Annotated in this window: 10 protein-coding genes and 1 pseudogene; 5 read left to right on the forward strand and 6 right to left on the reverse strand. The window is 51.4% G+C overall.

Annotated features, from left to right (window positions below):
* Positions 1-359: 359 nt before the first annotated feature.
* On the reverse strand, positions 360-1,487 hold the full coding sequence (gene rlmG, locus FVB43_RS16825; RefSeq protein ID WP_167864342.1) for a 23S rRNA (guanine(1835)-N(2))-methyltransferase RlmG: 1,128 nt from the start codon (positions 1,485-1,487) through the stop codon (positions 360-362).
* Positions 1,488-1,569: 82 nt separating this feature from the next.
* Here rlmG and FVB43_RS16830 point away from each other — a divergent pair, with 82 nt between their 5' ends.
* Positions 1,570-2,073, forward strand: coding sequence for a M48 metallopeptidase family protein (locus FVB43_RS16830; protein WP_159336820.1), 504 nt, complete (start codon positions 1,570-1,572; stop codon positions 2,071-2,073).
* Positions 2,074-2,287: 214 nt separating this feature from the next.
* On the opposite strand, the gene FVB43_RS16835 is transcribed toward FVB43_RS16830, so the two are convergent.
* Both FVB43_RS16835 and FVB43_RS16840 read right to left on the reverse strand, forming a co-directional pair.
* Positions 2,288-3,139 carry a DUF4435 domain-containing protein gene (locus FVB43_RS16835; RefSeq protein ID WP_167864343.1) on the reverse strand — a complete coding sequence of 284 codons (852 nt, stop codon included), beginning with the start codon at positions 3,137-3,139 and terminating at the stop codon, positions 2,288-2,290.
* 6 nt (positions 3,140-3,145) lie between these two features.
* Positions 3,146-4,423 carry an AAA family ATPase gene (locus FVB43_RS16840; protein WP_167864344.1) on the reverse strand — a complete coding sequence of 426 codons (1,278 nt, stop codon included), beginning with the start codon at positions 4,421-4,423 and terminating at the stop codon, positions 3,146-3,148.
* A gap of 303 nt (positions 4,424-4,726) precedes the next feature.
* On the opposite strand from FVB43_RS16840, the pseudogene FVB43_RS16845 reads away from it, so the two are divergent.
* Positions 4,727-4,849, forward strand: a pseudogene (locus FVB43_RS16845) (metal-dependent hydrolase); the annotation flags it as partial.
* A 19-nt stretch (positions 4,850-4,868) separates the two neighbouring features.
* Here the strand turns inward: FVB43_RS16845 and FVB43_RS16850 are convergent.
* From FVB43_RS16850 to FVB43_RS16860, 3 genes are all read right to left on the reverse strand, one after another.
* The gene (locus tag FVB43_RS16850; protein ID WP_167864345.1) at positions 4,869-5,801 is read right to left on the reverse strand and encodes a TPM domain-containing protein; all 933 of its coding nucleotides are present in this window, start codon (positions 5,799-5,801) and stop codon (positions 4,869-4,871) included.
* A gap of 9 nt (positions 5,802-5,810) precedes the next feature.
* Positions 5,811-6,425, reverse strand: a complete 615-nt coding sequence (locus FVB43_RS16855; protein ID WP_167864346.1) for a LemA family protein — start codon at positions 6,423-6,425, stop codon at positions 5,811-5,813.
* Between the two features lie 72 nt (positions 6,426-6,497).
* On the reverse strand, positions 6,498-8,198 hold the full coding sequence (locus FVB43_RS16860) for a chloride channel protein (RefSeq protein ID WP_167864347.1): 1,701 nt from the start codon (positions 8,196-8,198) through the stop codon (positions 6,498-6,500).
* Positions 8,199-8,331: 133 nt separating this feature from the next.
* Here FVB43_RS16860 and FVB43_RS16865 point away from each other — a divergent pair, with 133 nt between their 5' ends.
* The 3 genes from FVB43_RS16865 to sstT all read left to right on the forward strand — a co-directional run bounded on the left by FVB43_RS16865 (position 8,332) and on the right by sstT (position 12,053).
* Positions 8,332-9,315, forward strand: a complete 984-nt coding sequence (locus FVB43_RS16865) for a Gfo/Idh/MocA family protein (protein ID WP_167864348.1) — start codon at positions 8,332-8,334, stop codon at positions 9,313-9,315.
* Positions 9,316-9,687: 372 nt separating this feature from the next.
* Entirely contained in the window at positions 9,688-10,650 is a 963-nt protein-coding gene (locus FVB43_RS16870; RefSeq protein ID WP_133842491.1) for a TerC family protein, read from the forward strand.
* A 164-nt stretch (positions 10,651-10,814) separates the two neighbouring features.
* Positions 10,815-12,053 (forward strand): serine/threonine transporter SstT, encoded by a 1,239-nt coding sequence (gene sstT / locus FVB43_RS16875; RefSeq protein WP_133842492.1) that lies wholly within the window; start codon positions 10,815-10,817, stop codon positions 12,051-12,053.
* The last annotated feature ends 69 nt before the right edge of the window (positions 12,054-12,122 follow it).

The following is a 12,122-nucleotide window of genomic DNA, read 5'->3' on the forward strand; positions in this document are numbered from 1 at the left end:
TCTCCTCCGCTATGCCGTTTATAACTGTTACCCATGTGGTCAGTCTAAAGTGTTACCCATGTGGTCGGTCTGTACCCGTGCCTCGCCCCTACGGAATGCGGTTTACGGAATGCGGTGTGCGTAGGGGTCGGGCATGCCCGACCCGCAGGCCGACGCGGATTGAGGGCGCGGGCGAGGCGTGCCTCACCCCTAAGGAGTACAGTTTACGGAATGCGGTGTGCGTAGGGGTCGGGCATGCCCGACCCGCAGGCCGACGCGGATTGAGGGCGCGGGCGAGGCGTGCCTCACCCCTAAGGAGTACAGTTTACGGAATGCGGTGTGCGTAGGGGTCGGGCATGCCAGACCCGCAGGCTAACGGGTTAAGGCATCTTCACCGAACGTAACACCACAAATTTCTGGTTGCTTGCCACGGTGGTGCAGTTACCAAATAGCTTTTTCATTTTGTGGTAATTGTCGAGATGACGGTTACCGACAATACGCAGTTCGCCGCCATCTTGCAGGCAACGGCGTGCATCACGCAGCATCTGCCAGGCAATATGGTCGGTGACCGCACTCTGCTGGTGGAACGGCGGGTTACACAGCACCGCATGCAGGCGGTCTGACGGATAGCCCGCCAGCGAATTGTTAACGTGGAACGTCGTGCGATCCCGATCCTGTGGAGAGTTCACTTCAATGTTCATCCGGCTGGAAGCGACCGCCATATAGGATTCATCAATGAAATGGACCTGCGCCAGCGGGTTCTGTTGTAACGCCATCAGGCCAATCACACCATTGCCACAGCCCAGGTCGGCAATCTCACCTTCCAGATCGGAGGGCAGATGCTGTAAGAAGAAGCGCGCCCCCACATCCAGCCCGCCACGGGAAAAGACGTTGGCATGGTTGTGGATCTGGTATGGCGTACCGTCCAGCGGCCAGGTGGTAATCACATCACTTTCTTTCAGCTCCGGTGCGCTAAAAGTACCGAAGATCAGGCGTGCTTTTTTGCGTGCCAGCGAGGTGGTGGTGGGGCCCAGCACTTTTTCAAACAGCTGCAACGTCGAGGTATGGATATCTTTCGCTTTACCGGCGGCAATAATCTGGGTTTCCGGGGTCACGACATCACGCAACGCACGCAGCTGGTATTCCAGCAGGGCGAGGGTTTTCGGGACTTTAATCAGGACACGTGCCGGTGCCGCAGGAAGCGGGCTCAAACTGTCGAGCAGCTGTACATCGGCTTCATCGAGGTGATTCAGCGCCAGATTCTGGCGTGTCGCCTGCTGGTTCAGCCAGGAGTCGCTGATGCTGTAAACACCCTCACCCGCCAGCGCACAGGCCAGCGCGCCAAAGGTGTCATTGAAGATCAGCGTTGGGCCGCTGACCGGGGCATCGCCCAGATGCTGCAACACATATTCGTCGGCCGCATCCCAGGCCTGCAACGGGCTTTCTTCGCGCATTTGGGGAAAACGATGCAGCGTCAGCATGCGGTTGCTTAGTTCGAGTTGGCTCATGGGATCACCTTAGTGGTAAAATTCCCGCGTTTTATCCCCTAAAACGGGCGCACAGTAAACGTTTTTCTTCACCGGAGTCCGCATGTCGTCGCTTATTTATCTACAAGGTTACCCTGAATCGCTGCTGTCACAGGTCCGCACGCTGATTGAGCAACAGCGCCTGTCAGAGGTGCTGAACCAGCGTTATCCCTCTATGCACAGCATCACCAGCGACAAAGCGCTCTATGACTACGCACTGGATTTAAAGAACCAGTCGCTGCGCAATGCGCCGCCGCTCAACAAGGTGATTTATGACAGTAAGATTAAGGTCATGAAACATGCGCTGGGGTTACATACGGCGATATCTCGCGTGCAGGGCGGCAAGCTGAAAGCCAAAGCGGAGATCCGCGTGGCGACGATTTTTAAACAGGCCCCGGAAGCATTTCTGCGCATGATCGTGGTCCATGAGCTGGCGCATATCAAAGAGAAAGACCACAACAAGGCGTTTTACCAGCTCTGCTGCCATATGGAGCCGCAGTATCACCAGTTGGAGTTCGATACGCGCCTGTGGCTGACCGCACAGGCGCTGGAAGGACGTGAGGGGTAAGAGGAAAGTGTTGAAGCCGGTCAGGATACTTCAATCCCCCCAATTTTACCCAGCGCTAGGTTAGAAAATATGTATAGATTAACCATAGCATTCAGACACATGAAAAATCGCCACCTCATTCCTTAGGGGTGGCTAATAAATCTACATTAGGAAAAACGACCCAATAATTACCTAACCAGATATATCATCGACAGAAAAATAATTACTGATAGTCTCAGGCCACTAAGACCGACTCTATATTTCTATTCAATGAGGTTTCTATAAATTTTTCAGTTGAATATGCCAACCGCATCATATGCTCAACAGACGAAAATTTTAGATTCCTTCCACGGGAAAAACCTTGACGATATACAATTAACAATATATGCATAAAATCATGTCCATTGCATATATGCAATTGATCAGCATTCATTGCCGTTAGCTTTTCAATTCCATCTTTTAGATATTCTTTTGAAACTGTAATTCGTTCACTACAAATAACAATCCTATTGATAAAAATATCCAGATCAATATTAACACACTCATTACTAACGGTGATAAACTCCGAGTGATTCATACCCTTAAAGTTAAGGTTCAATGACTCTCTGCAATTTAACCATTTCAACATGCCAATTTTGTAACATGCATCCATAATTGATTTCTTTAATGAATCCTTAAACTGATCGGAAGAAAATGGACGAACGCTATCATAATCGGTGAAATTATCAATAAACTTATCAATAACTCCCCCCTGAACAAGCATCATTTCAAGATCATGAAAATCAGTAAAGTAAACATGCTCATATGTTACACCTTGAATATGGTCAAAATCAGCATCACAAATTCCATAAACCTTCAGCACATCCCGCAAACGAAGTTCACGAACGGCTTTAATAACCTCTGGCTTCCCACTGCAAGGTGAATCATAAATTATTCTATCGTGGCACTTATAAAGTTTAAAAAATGCCAAATCAGTTTGTCCCTCAAGAAGAAGGAGAATTTTATGCTCATTCATAGGATTTCTAAAGAGCATAGTCATTCTATCGATCCAATTACCGTCCCTATCTATTTCATCCAAAGAAAACATATCGCATCACCTCCCTTGTGATAATTTGTAAAGATCAGTCACCGACTCCCAGTCATGATCGATTATGCTAGTTGAATGTGTTGCAATGATAACTTGTGAGAAATCATTAAGTGCTATGATTTTATTTATTGATGTAAGAAAATCCTGCTGCCAAGCAATATGCAATGAATTTTCAGGCTCATCTATCAATATTAACTTGTGTTTATTTGCGTTAAAAATCAAATCAAACAATATTACAATTTGATTTTGTTCTCCAGACGAAAGTACGTTCCTATCTATAACGTTATTATTCACGCCATTAAAATAAAAACCTTTTTCTTTAGAGATAATAACGCTCTTGTTCGCCATCACTTTATCTTTGATAGAACTCTCAAAAAGTTTTATTTTTGTGTAGAGATTCTCAAGAGGCTCGAGCTTTTGAAAAGCATCCGATATATGTAAATCCAGCACAGTATAAAATTCAGAACTGTCCAGAGTTTCATTGTCATAGTCTGCACTTATGACATCCTCAGATTCAATCAAACCACTAGCCATATATAACTTTCTTCTTTCTTGTAGAGTAAACAGACGCTCACGGAGAAAAGAACGGTTAGGGGATTTACTTTTTTTCAATGATGAAAAAAGCCTCGACGGAAATGTAGAATCAAGTTTTTGAGAAATAGCAGCCGACTGGTCATTAACCTCATTAATTAACTCCCTTAACATTTCCGCTCGATTGTCAATTATACTAACATTGCCACCTAAATTATCTAAACGTTCAGCTTTAATGAAAAAAATAAAATCATCTGGAAAATTAGACTTTAAAAATTTCACATTGAAATTACTTTCACTTTTCTTCTTTTTATCTGATATGGATTTATTAAGATTATAGAAAATCTTAATAAACCTATCACTATCGGGCCCATGCCCTGTAACACTAGATATTCCATCATCTATAACTTCATTTTCACCAGAAAATAAACCATCATCACCTTCAAAGCCGTCAACAATCAAAGATATTAACTTCTCCCTAACTTCTTCATTTTTATTTAAAATAACCTTTATGCTACTCCTTGTCTTTATTAACTCAACAAATCCAGATGTTGTTGACAGTTTTATGTTTTTAAAAGGTAGGTTTTTAAATAAATAAAGCTCACCTTTAGATATTGATTTAATAATATTTAAAATAATAGTTTTACCATAACCGTTAGGCCCGGTCAGGAATGACACTTTTCTATTATCTAATGGTATCAAGTAGTCAAAGTTGTCAAAAAGCTTTTCAATTCTTAGAGAAATTAGTTGCATTTCATGTAGTCCATAAAGAAAAACAATTATGGCGGTGTTATATAGTAGATAACCCATAAGAAACACCAAGAAAATAATTCAAATTACAAGAGTAAAAAATAACAAAGGAAATCCATATGAGAAACTGGGGGAATTAGGAAAATAAGAGAATCAATTAAAAACCAACATATTCTAATACTAGATACATAGGTTCAAAAAAACATCCATTATGAAAACTCCAGTTTAGTTGTTGTAAAATATAAACATATCATAACTAAAACACAACTTACTTATCTACAATACATTAAAAAAATTTTAGACTAAGAGAAAGACCACAACAAGGCGTTTTACCAGCTCTGCTGCCATATGGAGCCGCAGTATCACCAGCTGGAGTTCGATACGCGCCTGTGGCTGACCGCACAGGCGCTGGAAGGACGTGAGGGGTAAACCCTCACGCGCTAGAGCGTTACCATTTCCCCGATGCGCCGCCGCCGCCGCTGCGACCGCCGCCACCGCTGAAGCCGTCATCACTGCTGTCGGAATCCCGGCTATGACTGGAGCGGGAGTCAGAACTGTCGTCAGAACGATCGCGGCTACCGCCACCGCCCAGCAGGGTGCCAATTAGCGATGAGATAAGCATCTGTACCATCAGGCTGCCGCCAAACAGCAGGCCGACATTATCACCATTTACAGCCTCGATACCTGAGGACAGCAGCGTGCTGATCAACGAAATACCGGTGACAATCCCGCTGACAAAAAGCGCCCTCAGCAGCGGGTTGCGGCGCAGGAAGAAGAACGGCAGCACTATCATGCCCAGTAGCCAGAGACCGACGCTGCCGCCGGACAGGGTAATGGCGTCATTAGATACTGTCGGAGCAGGTTCAGCCAGCGGACGCGGTGGCGTTGCCGGGGCATCGCCCTCGACCGGGACGCCCAGCTGGCGTGAAATACTCTGCACACCGGCGACTAATCCGGGGCCCATTTCCCCCTGTTTAAAGTGAGGAATGATGCTGCCGTTGATCACCTGTGCGGCCTGCACATCGGTGAAATCCCCTTCCAGCCCGTAGCCGACCTCAATGCGCACCGTGCGGTCGGTTTTCGCCATCACCAGCAGCAGGCCGTCATCGCGCTGTTTGTCACCGAGTTTCCAGGCATCGAATACCCGCGTGGCAAACTGCTCAATGCTGTCATCCCCGGTAGTATCGACGGTCAGCACCGCAAGCTGGTGGCCGGTTTTTTTCTCCAGCGCCACTATCTGAGTCGTAATCTGCTGGACATCCGTGGCGCTCAGTACGCCCGCGTCATCCGTCACGCGCTGCTGCAATGTCGGTACGGCCACTGTCGCGGCCAGACTGGTCAGGGGCAGCACCGCTAGCAGGATCAGGGTGAAAAATCGCATGGTGATCCCTTATTTCGCGCGGGCAGGCTGTGAAAAATCCACTTGAGGGGCGGTGGATATCTGCGCCACATTTTCCGGCTGGAAATTTTCTTTACGCTGGTAGCCCATCACTTTGGCGGTCAGTGAACCCGGGAACTGGCGGATCATCAGGTTGTAGTCCTGCACCGCACGGACATAGCGCTGGCGCGCCACGGCAATACGGTTTTCCGTACCTTCCAGCTGCACCATCAGGTTGTTAAACATCTGATCCGCTTTCAAATCAGGATAGCGTTCGCTGATCACCAGCAGGCGCGACATCGCGCTACTCAGCTCTGACTGCGACTGCTGGAAAGCCTGCATGGTCTGCGCATCTTCCGGGGCATTTTGTACCTGGGTCAGGCTGCCGATTTTCGCGCGGGCGTCGGCGATGCTTTTAAACACCTCGGCTTCATGGCTGGCGCTGGCTTTTGCCGTGGCCACCAGATTCGGGATCAGGTCGGCACGGCGTTGATACTGGTTCAACACTTCTGACCATTCAGTGGAGACGGCTTCGTCGCGCTGCTGGATTTGGTTATAGTCGCAGCCGGAAAGCCAGAACATCACAGGCAGCAACAGCAGCCAGCGAAAACGTGCAGGGAATAACATGATTTCGTCCTTAAAATAAAGAAAGGGGCAAGGTGAGCATTATACAGGCACCGCCCGATAGCGCTGTTTTACTTATATAAAATCTTTCGCCTGCTGGATCAAACTGGTTTTGGTCAGCGCCCCCAGATATTTCCGCTCCAGCGGATTATTCAGCACCGGCAGGCGCTCCAGCGTGACGCGCGCGAACGCTTCCCAGCCTTCTTTGATGGTCTGGTTCTCGTAAACCGTGGGGAATTGGGTGTCGACCACACAGCTGACCGGGGAGGTCAGGGTGATCTCTTTATCCAGAACCTTATGCGAGATATCGTGGATCGACACCGCGCCAATAAACTCCCCTTGCTCGCCAATCACATAGACAAAGCGTTCACGCTTGAGTGAGCTGACCGCCAGCGCTTTACCGACAGAATCCTGTGGCGTCAGCGCCGCGCCGGAGACGATAAACTGCGAAATAATGCCGTTATCAAAATCAAACTTGGCGTCAGAGCGGCTGAAGTGGCGGGTCATTACCGAGTAGGTGCTGCTGGAGTGCAGACGGTAGACGGTCATGGAAGCCAGTACGCTGGCGATCATTGCCGGGAACAGCAGGCTGCTGTTGAGCGTCATCTCCAGCACCATCAGCATCGCCATCAGCGGCGCCTGACTGACGGACGCCAGCACCGCGCCCATCCCCACGGCGGCAAACACTTCGGCATTGCCAACCGGTAATCCGGCGGCGGCGGCCAGCAACGCCACCATTTCCCCCATCAGTGCACCAATCAACAGCGCCGGAGTAAACAGGCCGCCCACAGCATTGGAACCGACGGAGATCGCCGTGGCCAGCATCTTCAGCAGCAGCAGTGCCAGCAGCATCGGCAGCAGGAAATCCCCCGCCATAATGCGCACAATCACTTCATAGCCGTTACCGAGGATCTGGGTGCTGCCAATCGCCAGCGCGCCCACCAGCAGTCCGCCAAGGCCGAGGCGTAGCGGCAGGCTGCGAATGGGCGCGAAGCAGCGCTTACTCTGACCAATCAACCACAGCATGCCCCAGCCCAGCAAACCCGCCAGCAACCCGATGACCACGGTTAGCGCAATACTGCCGGGCGTCAGATCAAACTGGCTGTGGGAAAACGGGTACATTGCCGAACGGTGCCCGAGGGACCACATGGTCAGCACCGCCACGCCGGACGCGATAATCAGGGGGATCAGACGCTGCATGGCAGAGATACCGAAAGCGATTTCCGCGACAAAAATCGCCGACGCCAGCGGCGCATGGTACACCGAGGCCAGCCCGGCGGCAGCAGCCATCGCCACCACGTCACTGTTTTTCAGCGGCAGCGATTTGAACCACCAGCGCCCCATCAGGCTGCCTGCCAGCGCCGACAGCTGCACCATCGGCCCTTCACGCCCGATAGACGCGCCGCTGCTGATACTCGCCAGCGATGACAGCCCGCGAAACAGCGAGGTGCGCGTGGGCACCGCATCCAGCTGGGCGTTAATCACTTCCAGATAATCGGTTCGCACCGTCTGCTTTTGCTCAATGGCGGTGGCATAACGCAGCAGGAAACCGGCAATCAGCCCCCCCGCACCGACAATCAGCGGCCAGCAGTACCAGGGGTAAACACGCATCGCCTGGGTAATATCGGTTTGTCCATTAAACACCAGACCATCAATCAGGTTTATCGCTTCACGAAAGCCCAGCGTCACCAGGGAGGCCACCAGCCCGACCGGGATCGCCACCAGAATACTGGTCCAGTTAAGTGCATGTTTACTCTGCGGGCTGCGAACGCTCATCGGGTTCCCTCGGGATGATTTTCTGTATGGTGCGAGAGGTGAGCTGAAAAATCAAATCACTCCTTTTAGTCATTGCCAGGCTGCACACAGATGGTAATCTGCTTTTTCGTTCACTCAGCCGCACAGGAACACTATGATTCGCTTTGCCGTCGTTGGAACCAACTGGATCACCCGTCAGTTTGTCGATGCTGCCCATGAAACCGGAAAAATGAAGCTGACCGCCGTTTATTCACGCTCGCTGGCACAGGCAAAGACCTTCGCCAGCGACTATCCGGTAGAAAAGCTGTTTGATTCGCTGGAGGAGATGGCCGAATCCGATGCTATTGATGCCGTCTACATCGCCAGCCCCAACGCTCTGCACTGTCCACAGTCACTGCTGTTCCTACGCCACCGTAAGCACGTAATCTGCGAAAAGCCGCTGGCCTCGAATCTGCGCGAGGTTGAAGCCATGATCGCCTGCGCCGCTGAACATCAGGTGGTGCTGTTTGAAGCCTTTAAAACCGCCAGCGTGCCGAACTTCCTCACGCTGCAACAGGCGCTGCCGAAAGTGGGCACGCTGCGCAAAGCCTTGATCAATTACTGCCAGTACTCCTCCCGCTATCAGCGTTATCTGGATGGCGAGAATCCCAACACCTTTAATCCGGCATGGTCTAACGGCTCAATCATGGATATCGGCTATTACTGCCTCGCTACGGCGGTGAATCTGTGGGGGGAACCTGCCAACGTGATGGCCAGCGCCAGCCTGCTGGAGAGCGGCGTTGATGGTCACGGTACGGTGATCCTCAACTACGGCGATTTCGACGTGACCTTACAGCACTCAAAAATCAGCCAGTCTACGCTGCCAAGCGAAATTCAGGGTGAAGAGGGATCGCTGGTGATTGAGCAGGTGTCTGAGTGCCAGCGCGTCAGCTTTATCCCGCGCGGTGGTAAAGCGCAGGATCTGACGCAGCCGCAGCATATCAATACCATGCTGTATGAAGCGGAGGTTTTTGCCCGCCTGGTGGAGAATAATCAGTGGGATCACCCCGGACTGGAAACGTCACGCATCACCGCGAAGCTGTTGACGGAGATCCGCCGCCAGACCGGGGTGATCTTCCCGGCCGATGCCACTGTGTAAATATTTCTAAATATTACTGAAGAAGATTGACCTTCGGCGGCTGCCCGCCTATCTTTTGCAACAGCAAAGGGGAGTAACTTCTTCGTCAGTTAATCGTCAATACGACATCCACATGATGTCCGGTTACTGAGCAACCAAATGCTGGTTGTAAGTGAGACCTTGCCGGAAGGCGAGGTTTGCTTACAGCATCAATAATATTGTGGCTAATCCCTTCCGATATACCCTATAGATTTCAGGTCGCAGAAAGGCGGCAACTGAGTGAATCTCCATGAGCTTACATCAGTAAGTGACTGGAGTTCGTGAAGGCAGCCAACGCATCTGCGGCATGAAAGATGACGGGTAGTTGGCCATTTTTGTTATTGGGGCAAAAAAATGAATACTGTCGGTACGCCGTTACTCTGGGGCAGCTTCGCTGTCGTTGTCGTGATTATGCTGGCGATTGACCTGCTGTTGCAGGGCCGTCGTGGCGCACACACCATGACCATGAAACAAGCGGCCGCCTGGTCGCTGGTCTGGGTCACCCTCTCACTGTTATTTAACGCTGCCTTCTGGTGGTATCTCACCGGCACCGCCGGGCGCGAAGTCGCGGATGCGCAAGCGCTGGCCTTCCTCACCGGTTATCTGATTGAAAAAGCGCTGGCCGTCGACAACGTGTTTGTCTGGCTGATGCTGTTTAGCTATTTTGCCGTTCCGGCCGCATTGCAGCGCCGGGTGCTGATCTACGGCGTGCTGGGCGCGATTGTGCTGCGTACCATTATGATCTTTGCCGGAAGCTGGCTGGTGACCCAGTTTAGCTGGCTGCTCTATATCTTCGGCGCATTCCTGCTGTTTACCGGGATCAAAATGGCGCTGGCGAAGGAAGATGACAGCGCGATTGGCGATAAGCCGCTGGTGCGCTGGCTGCGTAGTCGTATGCGCATGACGGACAAAATCGAAGGTGAACGCTTCTTTGTGCGTAAGAATGGCGTGCTGTTTGCCACACCGCTGCTGCTGGTGCTGATTATGGTTGAGCTGAGCGACGTCATCTTCGCCGTCGACAGTATTCCGGCTATTTTCGCGGTGACCACCGATCCGTTTATCGTGCTGACGTCTAACCTGTTTGCGATCCTCGGCCTGCGTGCCATGTACTTCCTGCTGGCAAACGTGGCAGAGCGTTTCACAATGCTGAAATACGGCCTGTCGGTGATCCTGGTGTTTATCGGGGTGAAGATGTTGATTGTCGACTTCTTCCATATCCCCATCGCCATTTCACTCGGCATTGTGGGCGGTATTCTGGCGCTGACGCTGATCATTAATGCCGTGGTTAACTATCGGAACGATCAGAAGACATCCTGATCGATAGCGGCAAACATCCAGGGGCCGATCGTCTTTTTCGATCGGCCCTTTTTGTTGTGGATGGCATAAAAACACGCACTTTTCCCTTTCCCTGTCAGATGATTTCCTTATACTCCCCTGCGCAAACACCCCAGAAACATCGATAACGATAGCGATTTTAAAATATGCGTACAGAAAACAGTGACCGTGGGCTGGTTCAGCGCCTGCTCCAGGGCAGCCTGGTAACACAAATTATGATTGGGCTGGTGGCCGGCATTGCCCTGGCCTGGTTCTCAAAAAGCAATGCGCTGGCCGTCGGCCTGCTGGGTGAGCTGTTTGTCAGCGCACTGAAAGCCGTGGCCCCCTTGCTGGTCCTGGTACTGGTGATCGCCTCAATTGCTAACCATCAGCAGGGACAAAAAACCAATATTCGCCCGATTGTGATGCTCTATCTGCTCAGTACCTTCTGTGCCGCCATTGTGGCGGTGGTCGCCAGCCATCTGCTGCCGCAGACGCTGACATTACAAGCCGCCAGCACCGAGATTGTGCCGCCGTCCGGGATTCTTGAAGTGCTGCGTGGCCTGCTGATGAGCATGGTCACCAACCCGATTGAAGCGCTGATGAAAGCCAACTATATCGGCATCCTGGTGTGGGCTATCGGTCTGGGCTTTGCATTCCGCCACAGCAGCGATACCACCCGTGCATTTCTCAATGATGCCTCCGATGCCGTGACGCGTCTGGTGCGTATTGTGATCCGCTTTGCGCCCATCGGGATTTTCGGCCTGGTGGGATCGATTCTCGCCTCGACCGGCTTTGATGCGCTGTGGGAATATGCCAGCCTGCTGATCCTGCTGCTGGGTTGTATGCTGCTGATGGCGCTGGTGTTTAACCCGCTGCTGGTGTGGTGGCAGATCCGCCGTAATCCGTATCCGCTGGTGTTTACCTGCCTGCGTGAAAGCGGCGTAACCGCCTTCTTTACCCGCAGCTCGGCCGCCAATATTCCGGTGAATATGGCGCTGGCGAAAAAGCTGGGTCTGGATGAAGACACTTACTCGGTGTCCATTCCGATTGGCGCCAATATCAGTATGGCGGGCGCATCGATCACCATTACCGTGCTGACGCTGGCAGCGGTGAATACGCTCGGGATCCATGTCGATGTGGGTACCGCTATTCTGTTAAGCCTGGTGGCGTCGATTTGTGCCTGCGGGGCTTCAGGTGTGGCGGGCGGTTCGCTGCTGCTGATCCCGGTCGCCTGTAATATGTTCGGGATACCGAATGAAGTGGCGATGCAAGTGGTGGCTGTGGGCTTTATTATCGGGGTCTTGCAGGATTCAGCTGAAACCGCGCTGAACTCATCGGCGGACATTCTGTTTACGGCTGCGGCCTGTATGGCGGAAGATCGCCGGGTTGAGCAGAACGCGTAAATTAACCCAGGGCGAGGCGTGCCTCGCCCCTACGTTGTTCAGGTGTAGGGGTCGGGCATGGGTACAGAC

It is taken from the genome of Erwinia rhapontici (assembly GCF_012271765.1).
GTDB lineage: Bacteria > Pseudomonadota > Gammaproteobacteria > Enterobacterales > Enterobacteriaceae > Erwinia > Erwinia rhapontici.